We start from the raw sequence: 22,551 nt of genomic DNA on the forward strand, positions 1-22,551 counted from the left end.
GCAGGGGACAGGGGCAATGAGGTCCTGCTGCACGCTCACAGATAGGTGAGCCCGGCTTACCGCGCAGTGACCTTGGAATTAAAACTTCGTAATCCGGAGAAGATCTCCCGGGATCGCGTCTGCCGTCGCAGCCTGCGACCGCCCGCATCCCCGGGCGGCCGTGCGCCTCAGCCGACGCGCCGCGCCGCGCCAAAAGTCCAGCCGCGGTTGAGCGCAAAGACCACGATCGGCACGACGCCGACCATGAACGGCAGCACCCAGAGATAGGACAGCGCCATCGCCTCGACGATGATGAAGATCGCCAGACTGTTGAGCGCAAAGCCGATCAGGCTGACGACGGCGAATTTGACAAAACTCGCCCAGCTCCGGCGGGTCGCGCCGAAGGTCCAGCGGTAATTGCCGAGGTATGAGACGATTACGGCACAGGCGAAGGCGAGCGTATTGGCGAGCATCGGCTCGGCACCGAACACCTCGATGAAGAGGACGAAGAGGACGCTGTGAAAGGCGGTCGCCAGGCCGCCAACGATGCCGAACTTCAGATACTGCACGGCCGTCAGCGGCAGACGCGCGACGAGCGCATCGAGGCGCGGTTGCAGCCGCTTCACGCGCCCCTCCCCGCCGTCACTTCACCGGCCCTTCGAAGCGAGGATCGATCCAGGCGGCTCTTTTGCCGTCGGCGTTCGGCTGAAAGATCACCGTCACCGGCCCCGTTCCCGCGGGCATGGGGATCGTGTCGGCCGCCGCGCCCGCGCTCAGGCGCATCCGCGTCACCTTCTCGCCGCGCATGAGTTCCACGTCCGCCTCGCGGGCGCAGTCTGCACATTCCAGAAGCGCAGTCGTGAAGACCCAGTCGTCGGCGACCGCGAGGCGATGAGAAATCCGGCCTTTGGCCTCCAGGACCAATCTCGCTTCATTGTCACCACCGCCGACCCCGGCACGGTTCCCGGCGCCATCGATCGCCCGAAAGCCGACCCGGCCGCGATTCTCTCCGGCGAGCTGACGATAGCGGTCCATCAGACGCATCGTGGGGCGCATCTCGTCGCGCGGCAGCCGAAGCTCCAGAAGCCTGCCCTCTCGGTTGACATGCGCGGTGCGGTAATTGGAGGCGATATAGTCGGCGAGCGGATAAAGCACGGGCCTCGCCCGCAGCATCTGGCCGACATCCTGCACGATCACATCGGCGGGCGCGATCTCGAGATCGCTGATCAGGCCGGCGACTTCCGCTTCCGTCGTCTGCGGCTCGAGATAGGTGAGCCGCGTCGCGTGCTCGGGCGCGAAGGCATAATAGATCGGCCGGATCGGGTAGCTGAAAATGCGCTTCGGGCGATGCTCCTCGAAGAAGGCCTCGACCCCCTTCAGCTCCTGGTCCTGGTCCGGAGCAAATTGAACGCCGCCGATGAGGGGGCGCGACGGCACGGAGTGAAAGAGCGCGTCGGTACCGAAGCGAAACGCCGCCGTCGAATTCGGATAGAAGACCGCAACCATCGCGCCCAATCCGAGCACCCCGGCGACGAGGTTCGTCAGGCCCGAGGATGCGCCTCCCGGTTCATTCGCGGGCGAGCCTTGCATCCACGCGCCGAGACACAAAAGCGGCGGCGCCAGAAGCAGCACCAGGGAGGAGGTCGAGATCGCGGCCGCGAAGAGAATGAGGATCGCAAGCGCGACGAGGAGAGCCTCGATCAGGTGCCGCGGCGCGCGCCGATCGATCGCGCGAGCCACCTCCCGCCGCCTCGCCCAGATCATGGCGATGGCGATCGGCGTCAGAACGACGAGTTCGGAGATCGAAAAGACGAGATGGAGATAATCGGAACGCCCAAGCGCGGAGACCAACCGCAGGATCGCGTAGCTCAAGAACGCGATCGCGGCGGGCTCGGCGAAGACGCCGCTTAAAACGAACAGAGCTCCGATCAGCGCGATCTCGAGGAAGAAGACGTAATAGACGAAATTCTCGATCGCGAAGGGCGGGAACGGCAGGTCCATCCCGGCGGGCTGGATGAAGAGCGCGTAGATCGACGTGTAATAGAGATATTCACCGACCGGCATGCCCTGCAGCGCCAGCGCTCCAATGCCTCCCGCCACAACGAAAAAACTGCTGCCGGCGATCCACACAAGGCGCCGTACCCGTTCTCCAAACGGCTCCTTGCGCGCGGCGAGCTCGACCCAGAAGATCACCCAGGCGAGAAGAAGGAAGACTTCCTGGCCGACCCAATAGCTGAGGCCGAGGAATACGCCGGCGGCGAGGCTCCAGGCCCGATCCGCGCGCGGCGTCGTTCCCCCCATCGTCATGAGATAGGCGGTAAGCGCCAGAGCCGGAATGGCCGTACGCAGCTGGAAGATCGGCGTCAGGAAAAGGAAGGTTGCAGCAACGAAAACCGCGATCGCGAAGGAAGCACGCCCGAGAAGGGCGCGCGTCGCGGCCAGCGCCAGAGCGAAACTCGCCGCGATCTGAAACAGATAGGGTCCCACCAGGATCGCAAACGAGGTCGCACGAAACGTCTCGCCGAAAAGCCGCTGCCCCAGCGCCAGATAATAGTAAGTGCCCGGCGTGCGAAAATGGATGAAGTCGCGAATGTAGATTTCGCCGTGGTTGATCCAGCGTGCGAAATCGTGAAACAGCGCCTGGTCGCCAAACTGAAACGAGTAGAGCGACTTGGCCCAGGCAAAGGCGACGCCGACCGACAGGATGCAGAGCAGAAGGAAAAGCGCCGCCGGGACGCGAATTCGGGCCGTCACGCTTCGGCCTCGCCCTGCCGCATCGCCTCGTCGAGCGCCTCGTCGGGCTCAGCATCCGGCTCGTAGATCTTGCGGACGATGTAGAGCGGGCGCTGCTTCGCCTCGATGAAGATGCGGGAGAGATATTCGCCGATCGCGCCGAGGCTCAGCATGGTGAGGCCGTTGAAGAACATGATGGCGACGATCAGGGACGGATAGCCCGGCACGTCACGGCCGAAGAGCATCGTGCGCACGATGACGATGATGGCATAGACGATCGCCAGTCCCGCGATCGCTCCGCCGAGATAGCTCCAGATGCGCAATGGCACGGAGCTGAAGGAGGTGATGCCGTCGAGGGCAAAATTCCACAGCCGCCAGTACTTCCACTTGGTCTCGCCGGCAAAGCGCGCCTCGCGGGAATATTCGATGCTGGTCTGGCGGAAACCGACCCAGGCGAACAGCCCCTTGTTGAAGCGGCTGCGTTCCGGCAGCGCGCAGATGGCATCGACCACTTTGCGGTCCATGAGCCGGAAATCGCCGACATTCGGCGGGATCTCGATTTCCGAGAGCTTGTTCGCCGACCAGTAGAACAGGCCCGCCGTCCACCTCTTCATCGGCGTATCGGTCTGGCGCTCGGAGCGCACGGCGTTGACGACCTCGTAGCCCTCGCGCCACTTCTCCAGCATGCGGCCGATGAGCTCCGGCGGGTCCTGCAGATCGGCATCGATCGGAACCACGCAATCGCCCCGCGAGGCGTCGAGGCCGGCGGTCAGCGCCGCCTCCTTGCCGAAATTGCGCGAGAGGTCGATCACCCGCAGATAGGGCGCGTGTTTCTGGCGCTCGATCAGGGCCGCCAGCGTCCGGTCGCGGCTGCCGTCGTCGACGCAGACGATTTCGTAGGAAATGCCAAGCTCGCCCAACACGGTTTCGAGCCGTCGAAAGAGGCCGTCCAGGCACTCTTCCTCGTTGTGCATCGGAATGACGAGACTGAGGCAGGGCTTGGTCATGGAGGCCCATTGCGGCTGGCGAAATACGGGAATCGATCGCAGTTCTGATCGATCCGCGATCTTCCGGCAAGGCGGCGGACGTCCTTGTTGCAGCTGCTGCGGCTGGCCGGAAGCTTTCACGGCGCCCTGCGACCCGCGGGCCACACTTGCCGCGGAGCAAAGTCCGCCCACAAGAGCCTCAGGCGCTTTCCAGACGATGGAGGTGCGGCGCTAGTACTTCTTCAAAATATCGGCGAGCGCTCGCTCCTCGGAGGAGGAGAGCTTCGATTCCGACAGGACGCGCGTGCCGCGGAAGCGGATGAAGAGCGCGATGCCGCCGATCAGAAGCACGATCACCGGCGCCGCCCACAGGATCAGGTTCTTCCAGTCGAGCACGGGTCGCAACAGGACGAACTCGCCGTAGCGATCGACCAGAAACTTCTTCACCTCTTCGTCCGTGTCGCCGGCCTTGATGCGCTCGCGCACGAGAAGGCGCAGATCCTTGGCGAGGTCGGCGTTGGAATCGTCGATCGATTCGTTCTGGCAGACGAGGCAACGAAGATGTTCGGAAAGGTCGCGCGCGCGCGCCTCCAGCTTCGGATCCTTCAGCATCTCGTCCGGCTCGACCGCCCAGGCCTGCGAGACGAGGTCGAAGCTGCCGCCACTTTGCAGCGCCCCTCCTGCGGGAAGAAGCAGCGCCGTAAGAGCAAGCGCAATCAAGAAGCGTTTCACGCCTTTGCCTCCTGCAGACGCTTGGCGCGTGCGGGTTTGGCGACACCGATGCGGAAGCGTCGGTCAGAAAGGGACACCGTCCCGCCGATCGCCATCAAAACCGCACCCAGCCAGATGAAGGTGACGAGGGGCTTGTAATAGGCGCGCACGGTGAGCGAGCCGTCATCGTGCTGATCGCCGATCGACACGTAAAGCTGCGAGAACCAGAAGGTCTTGATCGCCGCTTCCGTGGTCGACATCTGACGCGTGGAATAGAAGCGTTTCGCCGGCGCCATGGCGAGGAGAACGTCGCCGTCGCGGGACACGACGAAGCGGTAGAGCTCCTCGCGGTAATTGTTCTCCGTATGCGGCACGTAATCCTGATAGGTCAGCGTGTAGCCGCCGGTTTCCAGAGATTCTCCGGGCTTCACGGAGACGATCGTCTCGGTCTGATAGGTCGTCGTGGCGACGATGCCGATCACGGTCACGCCGAGGCCGGCATGGGCGAGCGCCGTCGCGAAGGCCGTCCGCGGCATGCCCGTAAAGCGCGCCCAGGAGGTCTTCAGCGGCATGCGTCCGATGCCGGAGCGGTCGATGATCTCGTTGGCGGCGCCGGCGATCAGCCAGATGCCGAGACCGACACCGATCGGAGCGAGCGGATGCTGCACGCCCTCGATGATCAAGGTCGCCACCAGTGCCACGACGGCCAGCACCATGGCGAAAAGCAGGCGCTGTGCTGCGGCGAATAGATCGCCGCGCTTCCAGGCGAGCATCGGCCCGAAGGGAACGGCCAGAAGCAGCGGCACCATCAGCGGCGCGAAGGTGATGTTGTAGAACGGCGCGCCGACGGAAATCTTGTCCTTGGTGAGCGCTTCCAGCACGAGCGGATAGAGCGTGCCGGCGAAGACCGTCGCCGTTGCCGCCACCAGGAAGAGATTGTTGTAGAGAAGCGCGCCCTCACGGCTGATCGGTGCGAACAGGCCGCCCTGTTTCAGCTCTGGCGCCCGCCAGGCGAAAAGCGCCAGCGACCCGCCGATGAAGAGCACCAGGATCGCCAGGATGAAGACGCCGCGCGTCGGGTCCGTCGCGAAGGCGTGCACGGAGGTCAGCACGCCCGAGCGCACCAGGAACGTGCCGAGCAGCGACAGCGAGAAGGTGAGGATCGCCAGCAGGATCGTCCAGATCTTGAGGGCGCCCCGCTTCTCCATGACGATCGCCGAGTGCAGAAGAGCGGTTCCCGCCAGCCACGGCATGAAGGAGGCGTTCTCGACGGGATCCCAGAACCACCAGCCGCCCCAGCCGAGCTCGTAATAGGCCCAGTAAGAGCCCATGGCGATGCCGAGCGTCAGGAAGATCCAGGCCATCAGCGTCCAGGGCCTGACCCAGCGCGCCCAGGCCGCGTCGACGCGGCCTTCGATGAGCGCAGCGGCGGCGAACGAAAAGACGATCGAGAAGCCGACATAGCCGAGATAGAGAAGCGGCGGATGAATGGCGAGGCCGACATCCTGCAGGATCGGGTTGAGATCGCGGCCCTCGCCCGGCGCCGGCATCATACGCAGGAACGGGTTCGAGGTGGTCAGGATGAAGAGCAGAAACGCCGTCGCGACCCAACCCTGCACGGCGAGCACGCGCGCCTTCAAGGTCACCGGCAGATTGCCGCCGAAGGCCGCCACCAGCGCCCCGAAGAGCGACAGGATCAGGACCCACAGCATCATGGAGCCTTCGTGATTGCCCCACACGCCGGAAATCTTGAACAGAAGCGGCTTCGCCGAATGCGAGTTCTCCCAGACATTCGCCACGGAGAAATCGGAATTGATATAGGCGACGGTGAGCGCGCCGAAGGCAAAGGCCACATACAGAAAGCCGATGAGGGTCGAGACGGTGCCCACCCGCATCAGCCGGTTGTCGCGCGCCGCAGCTCCCCACAGCGGCACCGTCGACTGAATGAGCGACAGCGCCAGCGCCAGGACGAGCGCGTAATGGCCGAGTTCAGCGATCGAAAAGCCAGACATCCAGGACATCACTGCGTCGCTGTCTCTTGGTTGTGCTGCCACAGGCCCTGCGATTTCAGGGAATCGGCGACCTCGCGCGGCATGTAATTCTCATCGTGCTTGGCCAGCACGCTGTCGGCATGGAAGCTGCCGTCGGGCTCCATCCGGCCTTCGGCCACGACGCCCTGCCCTTCGCGGAACAGATCCGGCAGGATGCCGCGATACATGACCGGCACGACCTGCGCCGTATCGGTGATGGAGAAGAAGACTTCGCCGTCCTTCTCACGCTTCACCGACCCTTCGGCGACAAGGCCGCCGAGCCGGATGCGCGAGCCCGGGGCGATGTTCTTTTCGGCGAGTTCGCTCGGCGCATAGAAGAAGACGATCTGGTCGTTGAGCGCGTAGGCCACCAGGCCGAGGGCGCTCGCAAGCACCAATCCGGCTCCGGCAATGAGCGACAAACGGCGTTGCTTGCGGGTCATTGCGTCATCTCCTCCATGCCCGGGAGACGCAGGTCCTGGGCGAGCTGAGCGATTTCACGCCGCTTCTCCGTGTCGGAGACCGACGCAAGGGCCGTGCGTGCGGCCTCGGCGGCATCTTCGCGCCGTCCGAGCACGGCGTAGGAGCGGACGAGCTGCATCCAGCCATCCGCATCGTCGGGCTTCTTCTCGAGACGATCGGCCAGATTGTCGACCATCCCCTCGATCATTGCCATGCGATCTTCAGGAGCCATGGCGCCGGCGGCATCCATTTCCTCCTGGCTCGGCCCACGCGTGGGCGTCGCAGCAGGCGGCGCACCCGCGTCCGCCCGCGCGCTCGGCGCGTTCTCGCGCAAAGGTCCGAGCGCCGGCTTGTTCGGCTTGGCAAAGAGCGCTGCCGCCGTGTCCTTCTCCGCCCGCTCGATGCGGGCCACCGTCTCTTCGATCGCCGGCCGCCAGGCGGCATCGGCGGGCGCGTCGTCGAGAAGCGCGTGCAAGGCGGTCGTCGCGCCCTCGTTGTTGCCTTCCTGCTCCATGGCGAGAGCGAGATAAAAACGCGCCTTGGCCGTATCGCTGTCGAGCTCGGCACCCGATTCGGCAGAGGCTTCAAAAGCTTTGCGCGCTTCGTCGGTGACGATGCCGCCGGAGGCCATGACGAGCGCTTCGCCGAGCGCCGTCTGCCGCGCTGGCGTGGAGCCGCCGAGACGGATCACGTTGCGATAGGCGCGGGCGGCGTCGACCGGGCGGCCGAGACGCGAATAGACGGGCGCCAGCACCTCCCAGCCACGTGTATCGTCGGGATTGCGCGCCAAATGGTCTTCCACGCGTCCGACGAGAAGCGAAATATTCTTGCTGTCCGGCGCATCGCCGAGACGCGCCTGCAAGGGCTCGTCGGGAAGGCCCGGAGAGCCCTGCGCGAGATAAAGCCCGAGGCCGATGAGCGGGATGCCGACGAGTGCGATGGCAGCCGTCGCCGCACGCCGGAAGCCGCCACCCGCGGCGGCCGTGCGCGCCGCCTCGCGGCGGTCGGCAGCGATCAGCCGGCGGCCGATCTCGGCCCTCGCCGCTTCGGCCTCTTCCGGCCCGATCCGTCCGGCCTCGCGATCGCGCTCGAGCTCGTCGAGCTGTCGGCGATAAACTGCCGCATCATAGTTTTCACGCGAATCGACGGGTTTTCCCTCCCGCAGGAGAGGAAGAACGACGGCCAGAACTGCGATGACCGTGAAGATTGCAATCGCCAACCAGAGAAGCATGAGATCTCAAGCTCTTAACTTGGGCTAGATGTACCCGTCCAAAGTCCGGGTCACAATGCGACGAACACGCTTTCGTCTAGATAGGATGCCCAAGAACCTCGCGGCAGGTCACTTTTTCAGGCCGCGGCACAACACCGCGGCCTGTGATCACACTGAGATCTGCCGAGCTCAGCTCACCGGGCGCCAGGTGCCGTCCGGCTGACGGCAGGCCGTGCCGCGGGCCACCTGCGGCGAGCCTTCGATATAGATCGTGTGCGCATAGTCGCGGCAATCGACGGAATTGATCTGGTAGGTCTGTCCCGGAACGATCTCGCCGCGATAATTGCCCGTGCTCGCCTGCCACTGGACCGGACGGCCCGGCGCGCCGTATTCGAGCGCCTGGTATTCGGCGGCAAGCGCCTGCTGACGGGCCTGCTGGTCCATATTCGCGCCGACGCGGTTGCCGATCAGGCCGCCGGCGAGCGCGCCGATCGCGGTTGCCGCGACACGGCCCGAACCATGGCCGATCTGGTTGCCGAGAACGCCACCGACCACGGCACCGCCGAGGGTTCCGATGCCTTCGCGCTGCCCCATCCCCCCGGGCTCGGTCTGGCAAGCGGTGAGAAACAGAGCACCGATCGCGGCACTCGTCACTGCAAGTCTCATTGAACAATCCTCTCGAAAAAACCCCTCGGCCAATCCATGGCAGATCGAGCGAACCGGTTCCAGAGCAGGATGGCAAAATTGCGGTCGGAGGCTCCAAGGAGATAGCAAAAAGCCGTACGTCCTAAGCGGGCTGTTCGTTGGGCGGGCGGGTTATTCGTCAGCCAGCGCAGGACACATTTGCACCCAAGTGTAATCGCAACGCATCCCACGGGCATATCATCGAACTCATGTCGGGTCTCAAGGCACGCCTCAGGAGCTGGGCTCGCCCTTTGGCACTTTGGCCGCCCTTTTCTTTCCTGCGACGGGTTCCTTCAGCACCGGCAATGTAGGCAAGGATGTACCAGCATTCGCGTCCAGCATCGCAAACAGCGATCGGAAGTAAGGGTAGCAAGTAAACCGCCCTACTTTGCGGAGGAATGCCTCTGTGGCCTCGCGTTCGCAATCAACCATCCCTCCATAGGCGACCAGATAATTCGCAGAACACAGAACAAGGTCCATATTTTCTAGCCTTGCCCCTGCGACACACTGCATAAATATAGCCCCCCACCCCTCTTCCGAATCGAATTGGATGTCTGTGGGGTTTACTTCATAGTGAAACTCAAGCCTCTCCTCTTCAGTCTCGAAGAAACTTGGGCGGACTTCGAACGTCGACCCAATAAGCCGAACAGCAGACAACTCCGCCTTGCCAACCACCTCGCTATAGTTTGCCATCCTCTCTTCATGGGAAAGCTCATCTTGGCGAGAAACATCTTCACCTTGCTTCTCGGCACGCCGTTTTACTGCCGCACGCTTCGCCATCACGCAGCTTCCATAGCCACGTGATCCCAAGGACCTCCAAATTCGGTATAATTTTCGTTAGCCGGATGATCTACAACAGTAAACGGCTTGACGTTCTGCAAACTCTCACGCAAGCGATCAACACCAAGCATCCAACATCCAGCATCCTTCTCGCCGGCTCCAACGCTCCGCGACGTCGGAACAAAAACACGGTCCAAAGCATCGTACACGCGCGCGATCTGGCGGATCGTCAAGTTGGCATCCGGCGAAAAAAGCTGACTCACCCGCGACTTAGAGACCGCAAGACGACGGGCCAGCTCCTCCTTCGAAACCCCAGAGTCCCGAAGAATATCCATGATAGCGAACTGCACATCCAGCAGAGCGTCCTGCTCGGCAGTGGCACGCCTATAATCGGATTTAACCCATTCACTCATTGTAGTGCCCTACATCACTGATTTTTTTACCTAAAGCTTTCCGGCGAGAATCCCGCATTTGGACAGGATTTTTGCATCCGCTTTATTCTGCTTCTTCTGGGAGTCGACACATAAGCCCACGAAAGAGGGACGGCCGCGATAGTGCTGGAGCACCCCATAGAGGCGCCACTGGTACGCTTTAAAGGCAAATACCGTGACTTGTTTTCCCGCTCCATCTTTCACTCTCCCTTGGCGCTTAAGCATCTGAGAGTTATCTAGATAGTCGGGACCGCCATCCGCGAAGCGCTCAAAGTACCGCTTGATCGTTGCAGCTTGTCGAGCACCTTGCTCGTCCCTGCGGCGGATGAGGATATCGTAGTCTCGCTTGGCGTCCTCGGATAGCCAGACATCGCCGTACGCCCCTCGTTTAACTACGTGAGTGCACAACTTGTCCGCGGAGGGCTCGCTGCGCTTATCCATTAGCTCCCCAGTTAAGCTAGGACTAAACCGTTGACAAGCCCCTAACAGAAAGGTGCGACTCGAAGCTTGGCAATTTGCAAGCTAACCAGCTCCCGCAGCAGCTGCAACTTCTGGCATCGGAACGCGTCATTGCGTCAGTCGTAGGCTACTACTTTTCCGCCACCGGCAGGTCGAGCACGGCCTTCAGGCCCCCTTCGGGCGCCGCCTCCAAGGTCAAAGCGCCGCCATAGATGCGGGCGAGTTCGTCCACGATCGACAGGCCGAGACCGGAGCCCGGCTTCGTCTCGTCGAGCCGCATGCCGCGGGCCAGAACCTTCTTGCGCTCGTCCGGCGCGAGCCCCGGCCCGTCATCGGTGATGATGAGCCGCGCGCGCCGCGCATTGCCGTCGCCGGCGGGCAGGCACGAGAGCGTCATCTCGGAGCCCGCCCATTTGCAGGCATTGTCGAGGAGGTTTCCGACCATCTCTTCGAGATCCTGCTTCTCGCCCCGGAAGACGAGGGTTGCCGGACAATGCACGCTGATCTCGAGCGGACGGTCGCGGCCATGCACCTTCTGCATGACGCGCGCCAGGGCCTCCACCACGGGCGCCACCGGCGTCATCGCGCCGATGACGTTCGTCTGCGCGGCGATGCGGGCCCGGTCGAGATGATGGCCGATCTGGCCGCGCATCACCTCCACCTGACGGCCGACGCGCTCGGCAAGCTCGCCTTCGCCCGCCTCCGCCTCGTTCTGCAGAATGGCGAGCGGGGTCTTCAGAGCATGCGCAAGATTGCCGACATGGCGGCGGGCCCGTTCCACGATCTCGCGATTGGAGAGGATGAGCGCATCGAGATCTTCGGCAAGCGGGGCGATTTCGTCCGGCCACTGGCCGCCGAGGCTGACGCGTTCGCCGCGTCGCACCTCCTGCAAGGCGGCGCGCACATCGCGCAAGGGTCGAAGCCCGAAGCGAATCAGGACGGCCGCGCCGATCGCGAGAAGCAACCCGAAGATGCCGAGCGTGATCGCCACGATGGTGGTGAATCTGGAAATATCGCGCGCCACGCCGCGGGCATCGCCGGCCACCAGCACCGCAAGGCGCTTGCCGTCCGGCTTGGTGATCTGGCGTTCCACGGCTCTGAGGCCGCGTCCCCCGGGCCCGTCGAAAGAGAGGCGGCGCGGCCGCCCGTCCGGGTCGGGCAGATCGTCGACGGCGAGATGATCACCGAAGAGCGACGGCGAGGCGGTCAGAACAGCGCCCGTCTCCATGTCGCGGATCTGCCAGTACCAGCCCGATTGCGGAAGGGAAAAGCGTGGCTCGCCGAGTGCCACCTGCGTTTCGTTCGGCCCCTCGCCCGAGGCGACGACGGCGCCGACGAGCGCCTTGTGCAGCGCCACCAGGCGGAAATCGAAACTGCGCTGCAGGCTGTCGCGGAAAAGCGAAATGAAGAGAATGGCGGCGAGAAGCAGCGCCACCGTCGTGCCGGCCGCCGCGATGATGGCGAGCCGCAGGCTGAGCGAGCCCTGCCCTTTGGCCCGCCCCTCGGACGTGCTGCGCCCGAGGCTCCAGCTTCGTGGATGCAGCCGCTCAAGCATCGGCGCCGTCGGTCTCGCCTCCCGGCGGATCGATGCGGTAGCCGAGCCCGCGCACCGTCTCGATCAGATCGATGCCGAGCTTCTTTCTGAGACGCCCGACGAAAACTTCGATCGTGTTGGAATCGCGATCGAAATCCTGATCGTAAAGATGCTCCGTCAGCTCCGTGCGCGAAATCGTCTTGCCGCGATGGTGCATGAGATATTCGAGCACCTTGTATTCGTGGGAGGTGAGCTTCACCGGGTTGCCGTCGACCGTCACGCGGCTCGCCCTCAGATCGAGGCGCACGGGCCCGGCGGTGAGGTCGTTCGAGGCATGGCCGGCGGCGCGTCGCACGAGCGCGCGCACGCGCGCCAGAACCTCCTCCATATGGAAGGGTTTGGCGACATAATCGTCGGCGCCGGCGTCGATCCCCTGCACCTTGTCGGACCAGCGGTCGCGCGCAGTCAGGATGAGGACGGGCATGGTGCGCCCCTCGCGGCGCCAGGCTTCCAGAACCGACAGCCCATCCATCTGCGGCAGGCCGATATCGAGAATCACCGCGTCGTAGGGCTCCGTCTCGCCGAGAAAATGGCCGTCCTCACCGTCGAGCGCGGCATCGACCGCATAGCCCTGCTCGGTGAGCGCGCTCACCATCTGACGGTTCAGATTCTCGTCGTCCTCCACGACCAAAATGCGCATGAGAGCCTTCGCCTTTCGTCTCTGCTCGGGATTTGTCGCCCGCTATCGGGATCCCTTTTTACCGGCCTCTTACCCGGCCTTTTTCGCGGTCTCGTATTCGCCGGCCCGTATTCTCCAGGGCCGTGTTCGTCGGCCAATGTTCATCGGCTGCGATTCGTCTTCGAAAGCCTATCTCTCTGCCTAACGCGCCGGAATGTTGACGCGCTGGAGCCTTCCGTCCGGGCCGAGCACGGAGGCCTGATAGACATAGCCGCCGCCCGCCTCGCACAATTTGACGTCGACGACCTCGCCGGAAATTCCGGCGCGCCGGAGCGCCTGCGACAACGGCACGGCCTGGCCGGACGCCACCACCTGGCGCGCCTCACCGGGGCCAAGACAGGCAGCAGCCGCCTCCCCGGCCACCAGAAGCGACAGAAGAAGGGCGAAGACCGACAGGAAGGGGCGCAACATCATCATGCCTGTCTCATAGCACGAGCGGCTGAATGCGGGCTGAATGGGGAGGAGAGTTTCTGGGGAAAGGCCGCGACACAAATCGTCCCGGGCAAAGCCATTGCTGCCCGCCCGCCCTTTTGAGTCATTCGCTTGCTGAACCGAGCATGCGCGCCAGAGCGTTGACCACCCTGCCGAACCAGCTGGTCTCGGACCATTCTCCCGTAAGGACCACTCGGATCAGAACGGCAATCGCAAGCGTCGCGAGCGCCAGACCGATCGTCGCGAGCAGCCCTGCCCAGACGAGAATGAAAGTCAAGGAAGAGAGCGCCATCGCGATCAAAATGAGGGATGCCACGATGCCGAAGCGATAACTCGCATTCGCCCGGGCATCTTCCCTGTCTCTCTGATCCACGATCTTTTCGGCAAGCGCAGGGTTCTCGCTGGCAATCTTCCGCAACTCGGCCAGGTCGTTGCCGTGGAGATGAAGACTGCCGATCGCGAGGTAGCGGTCGCCGGCCCGCGACCCGCCTTCCTCGCCCTTGCGGTTCGAGCTATCCGGCCTTTCGGGAAGCTCGTTCGTCATAAGCGCTCACATTGCCGCGAGAGGCCATATCGCCGGCTGAACCAGTCTTTTTACCGCTGCGCCTCGCATGCAAAAGTTCGCGCAGTGCATTGCGGATTGGACCCAACGTCAAAATATCGTCGACGCCACGCCGGAAATCTTTCTGGCTGAACTTCGTCGTTGTTGATGACATCAAGCGCCTCACCTTTGCCGATGGCGAGGACAAACTTGCCATCGGCTGTATGTTGCATATGGCTTCAAACGGCCGCAAGCGCCATCATGATCCACGCATACGCCCGTCGATCTTCGGCCGCCGTTGACAAAAACTGTGGCGCCCCGATCTTTAGATCGTTGATTGGAGACCCGCGATGACGACTGTGACCGTCAACTTGCGCCCCGACCTTGCCGACTTCCTCGAGGGCGAAGTGGCGAAGGGCGGCTACACCTCGTCGAGTGACGTCGTGCAGGACGCGCTCTTGTTGCTGCAGCACGAGAAGGCCGCAGAGGAAGAAAAGCTCCTCACCCTGAGACGGGAAATCACACGCGGACTTGAAGAGGCCGCGGCCGGCCGCTTCTCTACGAGGACGCTCGACGAAATCCTGGAGGACGTGCTCGCCGCCCCGACATCACCTCGCGATCGGCAACCTGCCCTCCAATGACTGACGTGTTCCCCCCTCACACATTCGCCCGGTCCTTCACGAAATAGCCGACGATCAGCGCCAGCGCCGGGGCGAGCGGGGCCCAGATCTCAGGATCGGCGAATTCGGGAAAATGCCGCGCCACGAGAAGCTGGGCGAGATTGGCGAGCGAGGCGGCAAACGTCGCCGCGGTCAGCTTGTTGGTCGGCAGGAGCGTCGGCTGAGTGACGGTGGTCATGAGATTTTTCCTCCAGACAGAAAAATGGCCGCTGCGAGAGCGGCCAGAACGCAAAGTGTGAGAAAGATCAGCCCCCAGGGCGGACCAGCGCGGCCCGCCTGAGGCGCGGGCCGCATCGCGGCACCCGCCTTCAGCGCCGGCAGTTCCGAGAGTGCGGCATGCAGCTCGTGAAGCGTCTTCGCTCCGGCGATGTCATCAGGGGTCAGGCCGCGCGCGGCCTGGAAGCGCTTCACCGCCCCCTTCGTCAGCTCCTGGCCGAGGAGCACGAGCGCGGTGCGCACATAAAGCCGCCGCCGGTCGGCGAGGCCGTTGAGCCCGCCATTGATCGCGCGCGTCAGGCCGATCAGATCGCCCACCGCGGCAAGCCGGCCGAGATCGCGGCTCTCCCAGTACCAGAGCGCCGACACGAAGGCCCATGGAAAGGCCGCCAGGCGGTTCGGCTCGGCTAAAAAATCCGGCGCATCGGCAAAACGCTCTTTCGCCCAGGCCGCAAAGGCCGCCACGTTCGCCCGCCCCGTCACGTGGATGAGCCCGCGGCCGCGGTAGCGATAGCCGTCGCCGTCCGTCTCCGGGGTGTTGCCGAGATCGGCGCGGGAATCGTAGCGCCGCTGCGCCGCCGTCGGCCCCCAAATCTCTTCCAGATGGCGAAAACGCCCGCTCTCATGGCCGATCTGCGCCAGAAACGCGGCGAGCATCTCCGGCCGGTCGAGCCCGAAAGCCTTGCCGTGACGGGCCAGCCCCTCGGCCACGCCTTCCAGAATGCCGGTGCGCGCCCTCGCGCCCGCAATCGTCCGCAGGTCCTTGACGGCGATCATGCCGCTCTCCCTCTCTGTGTTCGAAAAGCCTGTCCCGGTGCCGCCCCCGTCAGAGGCGAAGCGTCGCCTCGGCCGCAAAGCCCGGCCCGATCGTCTCCGAGAGCTGTGCGACACGCACGGTCAGCACCTCCGGCAAAGCGCCGAAATCGGCGAGCTGCGCGGCGGCGTCATAGGCAAAGCCCGGCCCTGCCGTTTCCACCTCGCGTCGCACGGCACCGCCGTCCAAAATCTCCAGATGATAGGCTTCGCGTGTCTCGTTGAGCGGCACGTCGGCGAGCGCCCAGCTGTCGCCGCCAAAGCGCGTGCGCCGGATCCAGGACAGCGCCACATCGCCCGTCGCGGAAACGCGCCTTGCCCGCAGATGCACCGGGCTCGCCGGCTTCAGCCCCCGCCCCTCGGGCGTGACGGCGATCTCGACAAAACTCGCCGCCGCATGGCTTTCGGCGATCGGCCCGATGCGCAGACGCTTGTCCCGCCCGATCTCGTCGAGCCCCATCGGCAGCACGGCGACCGCGTCGTTCAGGAGCACGAAAGCATTGCCGGCGCTCGCACCCGCCGCCATCGCAGTCTCGCTGCCGCCCTGCCCGCGCAACAACCGGGCGAGACGATAGCGGGAGGCGCCGATCAACTCGGCCGTGGTGAATTGCAAAACTTCCCAGCTGCCATCATCGGCTTTGACCGCCGCGAGATTGCCGCCCGCCAGCACATCGATCTCCGGCAGCGAGGCGAGCGCCCCGCCATAGAGCGTCACCTCCGGCGTATTGGCACGGTCGAAGCGGCCGAGCGGGCCGGGCCTCAGAGCCGTCGCGAGCCGGCCGCAGGTGGCCCGGGTTGCGATCGTCGACAGAAAGGAAAAACCGCCCCCCGCCTCGCCCTGATAGACGGCGAGCGTGCCGGGCCAGGGCTCGGCGAAGGCGGCGAGCCGCGGCTGATGCGCCTTCTCGCCATCGGCCGGCGCCGGCAGCTCCATCGCATGGACGAGCGGCGGACCATAGGCCGGCGGCGTCACGATCCCCGGCGGCGTCGGCGTGGCCGGCACCATCGCCTTGCGCCGCAACGTCACCCGCCGCGCCTCCACTTCGCGCGTCTCGCCATCGGCAATCCGCGTCACCAGAAAGGTGTCGGACCGCCCCTCCAGGGTGAGCCGCACCGCATCGCCCGCATCGAGCGCGGAAAAGCTCGGCGGCAGCGCGAAGGAGATCTGCTCACGCCCCCGCCACAGATCGGCGAGCATCGCCTCGGCGAGCGCTTCGGCCTCCGCATCGCGCGCCACGATCGGCAGATCGAGCGTCAGGACGCGGCGGCTTCTCCCGGCGAGCCGGCGCGAATGCGCCGCCGCCATGCGGTAATCGTTGTCCGGAGACAGGGTGCGCAGTGCCACTTCCGCGGCAAGCTCCGTCTCCTGCGCCCGTTTTCGCGTGGTCAGCGGCGCATCGGTCGCATCGACGAGCCGCGTGTCCGACAGGCTCGCATCCATCGGCCGCGCCCGCCCGCGAAACCGGATTGTCGTGCCGGCATCGGCGGCGTCGACACCATAGGCGGACAAAAGCGGTTCGAGCGTCGCGCGGGCCGACGACCGCTCGCCGACGACGAAACCTTCGACGAGCCCGTGCACATCGACGACTTCCGCCGCATCGAAACCGTGATCTGACAGCACCGCCTCGATCAGCCGGGCAAGGTCCATGGCGCCGAGCCGTCCGTTGAGCCAGTGTCCGAACCGCCAGTTCGGTGCATCGCCCCAGACATCCTCGAGCGCAGGAAACCAAGGATAGGGCCTGGCATCCCAGGTCCAGAGTGTGAGATGCGCCGGATCGACCATCGGACCGTTCGGCCCATCCCGGTTCATCCCCGCATAATCGGCATGGCTCGGGTCATAGGCGGACAGAAGCGCCTCGATCGTGCGCCGCTGGATCAGATCATCTCGCTCGCCGGCGGAAAAATGCGGCAGCGCGCCTTCCGACGATTTCGGATCGTAAAAAACGTTCGGCTGGTTCGCGCCCTTGTCGACGGCCGGACAGCCGAATTCGGTGAACCAGATCGGTTTCGACAACGGCACCCAGGCCGTCGGCGTTGCCTGTTCCACGCCGCCGGGCCGGTCGTAATGCCGGTTTTCCCACCAGCTCTCGATGTCCTTGAAGCGAAACACCCAGGGCTTTCCGGCCGTCCCGTCGGTGACCCTGCTGCGCCGCTGCGCCTTCCGGTCCTCGTCGGAGGCGTAATACCAGTCGAAGCCTTCGCCGGCCGCGAGGTTCTTGCGCAGATAATCGCAGCGGTAGATCGACCTCCCGGCCGCCTCGTCGGCATGGCCTGGCTCGTCGCGCCAGTCGGCAAGCGGCCAGTAAATGTCGATGCCGACGAAATCGGCCTCCGCCCAGAACGGGTCGAGATGGAAGAAGACGTCGCCGGAGCCATCCGCCGGCTGATGACCGAAATATTCCGACCAGTCGGCCGCATAGGAGATTTTCGTCGCCGGCCCCAGCACCTGACGGCATTCGCCACGCAGCACGCGCAGCGCCTCGACAAACGGATAGCGGTTTCCTTGCCCACGGATCTGGCTCAGCGCCACCATTTCCGAGCCCACAAGAAACGCGTCGACCCCGCCCGCCGCCTTCGCCAGATGCGCATTGTGCAGGATGAAGCGGCGATAGCGCCAATCCGTCGGCCCGGAATAAGAAACACCCCCGGCGCCCACCGAAAACTGGCCGAGCGACGCCTCGCCCAGAAAATCCGCGATCTCGTCTGCCGCCGCCGCGCTCTTGTCGGGCGAACCGGCACGACCCGGCGCCACGGAGAGCGTGATGCGCCCGCGCCAGGGATAGGGCGGCTGCCCCGCCTCGCCGCTGCGCGGATCGGGAAGCGCATTGTCCGCCGCGACATCCATCAGCACGAAGGGCAGAACCGCCACCTTCAGGCCGCGCGCCTTCAGTTCGCGGATCGCCCTGATGACGGTCTCGTCGCTCGGCGTGCCGCCATAGGCCGCCCGTCCGTCGATATAGGAGACGACCTCCGCCTCGCTGCGGGCAAGCCCGGCCACCGACCAGTCGCCGCCAGAGATCCGCTTATGGGCATCGTCGACCATCGGCTGGATCAGACATTCGGGCGCGCGCAGATCGTTGCCGAACCAGGCGACGACCAGCGTCACCCATTCGAGCCGCGGGCAGAGATCCATGAGCTCGTCGAGCGAAGTCTCGAAATCCGCCTCCTCGCGGCGCGCAAAGGTGTTGGCGGTGGCATAGGTGCCGGGATCGCCCTCACTGAGACGAAGTGCCGTGTCGTAGACGAATTCGCCCGCCCCCGGGATCACGCAGACGGCGCGGATATCCTTTTCGATGCTGCCGACAGGGCGCAAAATCTCGAATGAGAGCTGCGGGATGCGATTGCCGAATTCCGCCAGCGCCAGACGCTCGAAGACGACATAGGCGGTGCCACGATAGGAAGGCGGCTCCTCCTCATGCGCGGCAATCAGCGGGTCGGGCAACTGGTCCTCGTTGCCCTTATAGATGCGCAGGGTGACGAGCGAGGGATCGAGCGGTTTTCCGTCTGCCCAGATCCTGCCGATATGCGCCACATCGCCTTCGCACAGCGCCACGGCAAAATTGGCGAAATAGCTGTAGGTGGTCGTCGTCACCTTGCTGCCGCCGCCCTTGCCGCCCGCGCGCTGCGTGTCGGTCGTCGCGACTTCCTCGAAATCCGTCGCCCAGATCACCTGGCCGGCCAGACGCACGCGGCCATAGACGCGCGGGATCGGGGCACCTTCGGTCGAACTCTGCACCGTCAGGTCGGAAAGCCGCGCGCCTTCCGCCTTGCGCTCGGAGGAAAATACGCTGCGGTCGATCGCATAGCCCGCAAGCGCACCGAGCGCGCGTCCGGCGATCGCCCCCACCCCGCCGAAAATGCCGCCGAGGCTCGCGCCCGCCGCGCTCAACAGAAGCGTCGCCATCAGCCCTCCTCCGCGTCGTTGTCATCGAGATTGGGAAACGCGAAGGCATAGGCGATGCGCCGCCGCCAGGCGGGCACCAGCGCCACTTCGGCCACCGCCGCCCCTTCATGCGCGTGGATCATCGTCGCCTCGCCGGAAAGGATCGCCGCATGCTTTGCCGGCAGCCCCCTTCGCCAGCGGAAGAGGAGCACATCACCGGCCCGCGCCGCTGAAATCTCGATCTCGCAGAGATGCCGGCGCGCGGCGTCTCTCAGCGTTTCTTCGCCCCGCGCCTCCGCCCAGTCGGGCGTATAGGCGGGCGGTATCTCCGCCTCTTCGCCATAGATCTCGCGCCACACGCCGCGCACGAGGCCGAGACAATCGGCACCGACGCCGCGCAGGGCGGCCTGATGGCGATAGGGCGTGCCGATCCAGCGCCTTGCCGCGCCCACGATCGCCGCACGGGTCACCTTTTCCATGCGCCGGCCCCGACCCGTTCGGTCTTCATTCGTTCGGGCCCGGGCGCCCGATGAAGGGCGTCGTGGTGCTGACCTCGCCGCCGCTTGCCACCGACCAGACGAAATCGTTGCCCGGCATGTGCGGAAAGCCGCGGAAATTCGCCGTATTGCCGAAACGTTCGCGGCAGGTCGCCAGCCGCTTGTCGCAGCCGGGCGTCACCGCAAACCGGTCGCCGACGGCGATCGGCCGCTCCATCTTCTGCCACAGCGTCACGCGGTGCACCGTCCCCTCGACAGCGTGGCGTGCCACTTCGATGGCGCGGCCCTCGTTGGCGCCGGAGAGAAACGTCAGAAGCCCGCGCGCCAGGCTGCCATCCGCCACACCCTCTCCTGCGCCACCCTCTGCTCCAAGCTCGCCGGCCTCGATCCAACCGGCCTCGTCCGTCGCCGTCACGACCGCCTCGATGCGCAGGGCCGCAAGATCCACCCGGCAGCGGCTGTCGCCGAGATCGGCGTCGCAGAGATGCGCAAAGAGCCGGCCGCTCTCCTGGTCGAGCGCGTGCGCGAGCCCCCGCAGCTCGGCCTTGAAGGCATGGTCCTCGCGCGTCACCTCGCCGATCGAAGCGATCCGCATCAGATGGCGCATGTCGGGCGCCGCCCAATTGACGAGCCACATCTCGACGCGGGCATTGTCATAGAGCCCGGCGAGGAGATCCTCCTCCGACAGCCGTTCGGAACTCAGCGCCCCGGCGACATCGAGGCCGCCGACTTCGAGCCCCGCATGGGCGACGCCGCCCGACGCCGTCAGCCCGTTCTGCGGCTCATAGGTCACCCCGCCGAAGACGAGTGTGCGGTCGTGATCGGTGAAACCGAGCCTCACCCCGTCGGCGCGGATCAGCGTCCAGCAGGCGCAGAGGCTCGTGACGCCCGCTTCAAGATGCGCGGTCAGCGCAGCGGAAAAATCCTTCACGGCTTGATCTCCACAATCGGGACGGAAGGCGCCTCGCCCGCCTCGAAGGCGGCAAGATCAATGTCCAGGCGGTCGGTGTCGAAGCGCACCGGCACGTCGAAGAGGAAGCCGGCGGTGACCGCCGCCCCCGCCGCCGGCACATGGCCGGAGGAAAAGGTGATGCGCCCGGTGGCGGCGTCGAGCGAGAATGCTCCCGCCCCCTTCTCCACCCCGCCGACCGCAACGCGGATGGTGCCCGCCACGGGCTTTTCGATCGCACGCAGCCACGGGGCGAGCCCGTCGCCGTAACGCTTCACCAGGAGAAATTCCGTCGTCTCGCCATCGCCCGTGCCGATCCGCTGATCGAAGGGGCCGGGCTCGGCCGGCACCGGCGCGGAGGAAAAATCGCTGCGGTCGCGGAAGCGAAATCCATAGAGCCGGCCGCGCCGTTCTTCGAAAAAAGCGATCAGCCGTTCCATATCGGCGCGCGAGCGCACGCCCGAGCCGACATTGTAGCGGCGCCTGGAATCCGCCCAGCGCTGGTTGCGCTCCTCACGCCCGGAGGCGAGCGTCACCACCTCGGTGCGCCGCTCCGGTCCGCCGGACGAGCCGAAGGCGAGCGCCAGCGGAAACGAAACCTCGTGAAACCCTGCGGACATGACGGCTCACAGCCCCCGCCGGCCGCGCGACACGGCCCGCGCCAGCATCGCCGTCATTTCGGCTTCGGACCGGCGGAAGCTCGCCGCATCTTGCGTCGTCACGTTGAAGGTGACGTGGACGGGCGGCCCCCCGGCGCCCGCGGCTGCAACACCGAGCCGCCCGTCGGCGCCGCGCCGCAAGGGCAGGATCGCCTCCGCCCCCGCCTCCCCCATCAGGCCGATGCCGCTGCCCGTCTGAAAATAGCTCGGCGCGGCGACGACACCGCCGGAAGCAAAGGGCGTGACCTTGCCGCCCGTGAACACCCCGCCTTGGGCGAAACCGCCCAGGAATGATCCAAACACAGAAGTGAGCGCGCCGGACAACCCGCCGGCGATCGGCGCGAGCGCGGCATTGAGGGCACGGCGCGACAGGCCGAGCGACAGGCTCTTCAAAACGCTGTCGAAGCGTCGTCCCTCCACCGCCGCCTGGCGGAAGGCGCTCGTCATGGAGCGCCCGAACCCGTCCGCCAGATGCTGAAGGTCGCCGAGCGTCGCCGACAGCGTCTCAGCGCTCCCGGACAACTCGTCCGAGCCGAAATCGAAATCGTCTGCCATCATGTCCTACCGATCGGGAAAGCGCGCCATCAGCCGCGCGAGCTCGCCCGCTGTGAGCGGCGTCTTGCCCGCCCCGCACAAAGCCGTGCGGCAGGCCGAAAACTCGCGCGGCGTCATCGCCCAGAAATCGCGTGGAGAAAGCCGCAGAACGGCAAGGCCGAAAGCGATCGCCTCGTGCCAGGGAAAGGCGTTCGCGCCGCCTGTCCTGCCGTCTGCGGCTAAAGAGGGTTTTTTGGAGTTTCGCCCTGGGCGTCGGAACCGCCGGCGTCTCCCTGCGGAGCCCCGAAAGTCGCCCGCAAAAGCTCCGCCGCGATCCTGGCAAAGCCGGCCGCGCCCCCGTCCGACCGCAACACCGCCACCTCGTCGTCGGAGATCGCTTCGCCCGCGCCCCTCAGACCCGCACCCAGGATGCGGATGAGATCGCGGGCCGACAGCCGGCCCGTCTCGAAGCGTGCCGCAAGCGCCACCAGATCGTCGGCCTTGAAGGCGGCTTCGAGCTCGGCGAGCGCACCGAGCGTCAAACAGAGCCTGCGCGTCTCGCCGCCGAGCACCGCATCGATCTCGCCGCGATGGGAATTGGCCATCTCC

General features: G+C 65.3%; 26 protein-coding genes. 2 read left to right on the forward strand and 24 right to left on the reverse strand.

Features of this window, described 5'->3' with window-relative positions:
- Positions 1–167 precede the first annotated feature (167 nt).
- The 15 genes from ACK8CP_RS10155 to ACK8CP_RS10225 form a co-directional block, all read right to left on the reverse strand.
- A complete protein-coding gene (locus ACK8CP_RS10155) occupies positions 168–605 on the reverse strand; it encodes a GtrA family protein (protein ID WP_414831670.1) in 438 nt (145 codons plus the stop codon).
- 16 nt (positions 606–621) lie between these two features.
- Complete coding sequence (locus ACK8CP_RS10160) at positions 622–2,733, reverse strand: hypothetical protein (protein ID WP_414831671.1); 2,112 nt, start codon at positions 2,731–2,733, stop codon at positions 622–624.
- Positions 2,730–3,719, reverse strand: a complete 990-nt coding sequence (locus ACK8CP_RS10165) for a glycosyltransferase family 2 protein (protein ID WP_414831672.1) — start codon at positions 3,717–3,719, stop codon at positions 2,730–2,732. The genes ACK8CP_RS10160 and ACK8CP_RS10165 overlap by 4 nt, the downstream gene beginning before the upstream one ends.
- A 210-nt stretch (positions 3,720–3,929) precedes the next feature.
- Positions 3,930–4,370, reverse strand: coding sequence for a cytochrome c-type biogenesis protein (locus ACK8CP_RS10170; protein ID WP_414834235.1), 441 nt, complete (start codon positions 4,368–4,370; stop codon positions 3,930–3,932).
- Between the two features lie 56 nt (positions 4,371–4,426).
- Complete coding sequence (locus ACK8CP_RS10175; protein WP_414834236.1) at positions 4,427–6,421, reverse strand: heme lyase CcmF/NrfE family subunit; 1,995 nt, start codon at positions 6,419–6,421, stop codon at positions 4,427–4,429.
- An 8-nt stretch (positions 6,422–6,429) separates the two neighbouring features.
- Positions 6,430–6,882, reverse strand: a complete 453-nt coding sequence (gene ccmE, locus ACK8CP_RS10180) for a cytochrome c maturation protein CcmE (protein ID WP_234630576.1) — start codon at positions 6,880–6,882, stop codon at positions 6,430–6,432.
- Complete coding sequence (ccmI, locus tag ACK8CP_RS10185) at positions 6,879–8,132, reverse strand: c-type cytochrome biogenesis protein CcmI (RefSeq protein ID WP_414831673.1); 1,254 nt, start codon at positions 8,130–8,132, stop codon at positions 6,879–6,881. Before ccmI ends, ccmE begins: the two co-directional genes overlap by 4 nt.
- Positions 8,133–8,300: 168 nt before the next feature.
- Complete coding sequence (locus ACK8CP_RS10190) at positions 8,301–8,777, reverse strand: glycine zipper 2TM domain-containing protein (protein ID WP_234630574.1); 477 nt, start codon at positions 8,775–8,777, stop codon at positions 8,301–8,303.
- Between the two features lie 249 nt (positions 8,778–9,026).
- Positions 9,027–9,575, reverse strand: coding sequence for a hypothetical protein (locus ACK8CP_RS10195; protein ID WP_414831674.1), 549 nt, complete (start codon positions 9,573–9,575; stop codon positions 9,027–9,029).
- Entirely contained in the window at positions 9,575–9,988 is a 414-nt protein-coding gene (locus tag ACK8CP_RS10200; protein WP_414831675.1) for a hypothetical protein, read from the reverse strand. Before ACK8CP_RS10200 ends, ACK8CP_RS10195 begins: the two co-directional genes overlap by 1 nt.
- A gap of 30 nt (positions 9,989–10,018) precedes the next feature.
- Positions 10,019–10,447 carry a hypothetical protein gene (locus tag ACK8CP_RS10205; RefSeq protein WP_414831676.1) on the reverse strand — a complete coding sequence of 143 codons (429 nt, stop codon included), beginning with the start codon at positions 10,445–10,447 and terminating at the stop codon, positions 10,019–10,021.
- 148 nt (positions 10,448–10,595) lie between these two features.
- Complete coding sequence (locus ACK8CP_RS10210; protein WP_414831677.1) at positions 10,596–12,020, reverse strand: ATP-binding protein; 1,425 nt, start codon at positions 12,018–12,020, stop codon at positions 10,596–10,598.
- Positions 12,013–12,699 carry a response regulator transcription factor gene (locus ACK8CP_RS10215; RefSeq protein ID WP_414831678.1) on the reverse strand — a complete coding sequence of 229 codons (687 nt, stop codon included), beginning with the start codon at positions 12,697–12,699 and terminating at the stop codon, positions 12,013–12,015. The genes ACK8CP_RS10210 and ACK8CP_RS10215 overlap by 8 nt, the downstream gene beginning before the upstream one ends.
- 180 nt (positions 12,700–12,879) lie before the next feature.
- On the reverse strand, positions 12,880–13,155 hold the full coding sequence (locus ACK8CP_RS10220; protein WP_205649906.1) for a PepSY domain-containing protein: 276 nt from the start codon (positions 13,153–13,155) through the stop codon (positions 12,880–12,882).
- Between the two features lie 118 nt (positions 13,156–13,273).
- On the reverse strand, positions 13,274–13,714 hold the full coding sequence (locus ACK8CP_RS10225; RefSeq protein ID WP_128292608.1) for a hypothetical protein: 441 nt from the start codon (positions 13,712–13,714) through the stop codon (positions 13,274–13,276).
- An 11-nt stretch (positions 13,715–13,725) separates the two neighbouring features.
- On the opposite strand from ACK8CP_RS10225, the gene ACK8CP_RS10230 reads away from it, so the two are divergent.
- Both ACK8CP_RS10230 and ACK8CP_RS10235 read left to right on the forward strand, forming a co-directional pair.
- Positions 13,726–14,013, forward strand: coding sequence for a hypothetical protein (locus tag ACK8CP_RS10230; protein ID WP_128292607.1), 288 nt, complete (start codon positions 13,726–13,728; stop codon positions 14,011–14,013).
- Positions 14,014–14,061: 48 nt separating this feature from the next.
- Positions 14,062–14,352, forward strand: a complete 291-nt coding sequence (locus tag ACK8CP_RS10235; RefSeq protein WP_414831679.1) for a type II toxin-antitoxin system ParD family antitoxin — start codon at positions 14,062–14,064, stop codon at positions 14,350–14,352.
- A gap of 16 nt (positions 14,353–14,368) precedes the next feature.
- Here the strand turns inward: ACK8CP_RS10235 and ACK8CP_RS10240 are convergent, their stop codons facing one another.
- Genes ACK8CP_RS10240 through ACK8CP_RS10280 form a run of 9 tightly spaced genes read right to left on the reverse strand, consistent with a single transcriptional unit; the run spans position 14,369 to position 22,547 of the window.
- Complete coding sequence (locus ACK8CP_RS10240; RefSeq protein ID WP_234630570.1) at positions 14,369–14,569, reverse strand: hypothetical protein; 201 nt, start codon at positions 14,567–14,569, stop codon at positions 14,369–14,371.
- On the reverse strand, positions 14,566–15,384 hold the full coding sequence (locus tag ACK8CP_RS10245; protein WP_414831680.1) for a glycoside hydrolase family 19 protein: 819 nt from the start codon (positions 15,382–15,384) through the stop codon (positions 14,566–14,568). The genes ACK8CP_RS10240 and ACK8CP_RS10245 overlap by 4 nt, the downstream gene beginning before the upstream one ends.
- Before the next feature lie 49 nt (positions 15,385–15,433).
- The gene (locus ACK8CP_RS10250; RefSeq protein WP_414831681.1) at positions 15,434–19,324 is read right to left on the reverse strand and encodes a baseplate multidomain protein megatron; all 3,891 of its coding nucleotides are present in this window, start codon (positions 19,322–19,324) and stop codon (positions 15,434–15,436) included.
- On the reverse strand, positions 19,324–19,782 hold the full coding sequence (locus ACK8CP_RS10255) for a DUF6950 family protein (RefSeq protein ID WP_414831682.1): 459 nt from the start codon (positions 19,780–19,782) through the stop codon (positions 19,324–19,326). Before ACK8CP_RS10255 ends, ACK8CP_RS10250 begins: the two co-directional genes overlap by 1 nt.
- Before the next feature lie 25 nt (positions 19,783–19,807).
- The gene (locus ACK8CP_RS10260; RefSeq protein WP_414831683.1) at positions 19,808–20,731 is read right to left on the reverse strand and encodes a DUF2163 domain-containing protein; all 924 of its coding nucleotides are present in this window, start codon (positions 20,729–20,731) and stop codon (positions 19,808–19,810) included.
- The gene (locus ACK8CP_RS10265) at positions 20,728–21,369 is read right to left on the reverse strand and encodes a TIGR02217 family protein (protein ID WP_414831684.1); all 642 of its coding nucleotides are present in this window, start codon (positions 21,367–21,369) and stop codon (positions 20,728–20,730) included. The genes ACK8CP_RS10260 and ACK8CP_RS10265 overlap by 4 nt, the downstream gene beginning before the upstream one ends.
- Positions 21,370–21,375: 6 nt before the next feature.
- On the reverse strand, positions 21,376–21,966 hold the full coding sequence (locus tag ACK8CP_RS10270) for a phage tail tape measure protein (protein WP_414831685.1): 591 nt from the start codon (positions 21,964–21,966) through the stop codon (positions 21,376–21,378).
- A 3-nt stretch (positions 21,967–21,969) separates the two neighbouring features.
- Entirely contained in the window at positions 21,970–22,131 is a 162-nt protein-coding gene (locus tag ACK8CP_RS10275; RefSeq protein WP_414834237.1) for a phage tail assembly chaperone, read from the reverse strand.
- A 50-nt stretch (positions 22,132–22,181) separates the two neighbouring features.
- Positions 22,182–22,547, reverse strand: coding sequence for a gene transfer agent family protein (locus tag ACK8CP_RS10280; RefSeq protein ID WP_414831686.1), 366 nt, complete (start codon positions 22,545–22,547; stop codon positions 22,182–22,184).
- Positions 22,548–22,551: the final 4 nt, after the last annotated feature.

Source organism: Afifella sp. YEN Y35 (genome assembly GCF_047553465.1).
GTDB classification, from domain to species: domain Bacteria; phylum Pseudomonadota; class Alphaproteobacteria; order Rhizobiales; family Afifellaceae; genus Afifella; species Afifella aestuarii.

What these genes read in the sequence shown, in the direction of transcription:
- ACK8CP_RS10200 (WP_414831675.1), bottom strand. Translation starts at nt 9,988, where the DNA reads ATGAGTGAATGGGTTAAATCCGATTATAGGCGTGCCACTGCCGAGCAG.
- ACK8CP_RS10270 (WP_414831685.1), bottom strand. Translation starts at nt 21,966, where the DNA reads ATGATGGCAGACGATTTCGATTTCGGCTCGGACGAGTTGTCCGGGAGC.
- ACK8CP_RS10225 (WP_128292608.1), bottom strand. Translation starts at nt 13,714, where the DNA reads ATGACGAACGAGCTTCCCGAAAGGCCGGATAGCTCGAACCGCAAGGGC.
- ACK8CP_RS10235 (WP_414831679.1), top strand. Translation starts at nt 14,062, where the DNA reads ATGACGACTGTGACCGTCAACTTGCGCCCCGACCTTGCCGACTTCCTC.
- ACK8CP_RS10220 (WP_205649906.1), bottom strand. Translation starts at nt 13,155, where the DNA reads ATGATGATGTTGCGCCCCTTCCTGTCGGTCTTCGCCCTTCTTCTGTCG.
- ACK8CP_RS10210 (WP_414831677.1), bottom strand. Translation starts at nt 12,020, where the DNA reads ATGCTTGAGCGGCTGCATCCACGAAGCTGGAGCCTCGGGCGCAGCACG.
- ACK8CP_RS10280 (WP_414831686.1), bottom strand. Translation starts at nt 22,547, where the DNA reads ATGGCCAATTCCCATCGCGGCGAGATCGATGCGGTGCTCGGCGGCGAG.
- ACK8CP_RS10215 (WP_414831678.1), bottom strand. Translation starts at nt 12,699, where the DNA reads ATGCGCATTTTGGTCGTGGAGGACGACGAGAATCTGAACCGTCAGATG.
- ccmE (WP_234630576.1), bottom strand. Translation starts at nt 6,882, where the DNA reads ATGACCCGCAAGCAACGCCGTTTGTCGCTCATTGCCGGAGCCGGATTG.
- ACK8CP_RS10195 (WP_414831674.1), bottom strand. Translation starts at nt 9,575, where the DNA reads ATGGCGAAGCGTGCGGCAGTAAAACGGCGTGCCGAGAAGCAAGGTGAA.
- ACK8CP_RS10205 (WP_414831676.1), bottom strand. Translation starts at nt 10,447, where the DNA reads ATGGATAAGCGCAGCGAGCCCTCCGCGGACAAGTTGTGCACTCACGTA.
- ACK8CP_RS10250 (WP_414831681.1), bottom strand. Translation starts at nt 19,324, where the DNA reads ATGGCGACGCTTCTGTTGAGCGCGGCGGGCGCGAGCCTCGGCGGCATT.
- ACK8CP_RS10165 (WP_414831672.1), bottom strand. Translation starts at nt 3,719, where the DNA reads ATGACCAAGCCCTGCCTCAGTCTCGTCATTCCGATGCACAACGAGGAA.
- ACK8CP_RS10175 (WP_414834236.1), bottom strand. Translation starts at nt 6,421, where the DNA reads ATGTCTGGCTTTTCGATCGCTGAACTCGGCCATTACGCGCTCGTCCTG.
- ACK8CP_RS10190 (WP_234630574.1), bottom strand. Translation starts at nt 8,777, where the DNA reads ATGAGACTTGCAGTGACGAGTGCCGCGATCGGTGCTCTGTTTCTCACC.
- ACK8CP_RS10265 (WP_414831684.1), bottom strand. Translation starts at nt 21,369, where the DNA reads ATGTCCGCAGGGTTTCACGAGGTTTCGTTTCCGCTGGCGCTCGCCTTC.
- ccmI (WP_414831673.1), bottom strand. Translation starts at nt 8,132, where the DNA reads ATGCTTCTCTGGTTGGCGATTGCAATCTTCACGGTCATCGCAGTTCTG.
- ACK8CP_RS10255 (WP_414831682.1), bottom strand. Translation starts at nt 19,782, where the DNA reads ATGGAAAAGGTGACCCGTGCGGCGATCGTGGGCGCGGCAAGGCGCTGG.
- ACK8CP_RS10245 (WP_414831680.1), bottom strand. Translation starts at nt 15,384, where the DNA reads ATGATCGCCGTCAAGGACCTGCGGACGATTGCGGGCGCGAGGGCGCGC.
- ACK8CP_RS10240 (WP_234630570.1), bottom strand. Translation starts at nt 14,569, where the DNA reads ATGACCACCGTCACTCAGCCGACGCTCCTGCCGACCAACAAGCTGACC.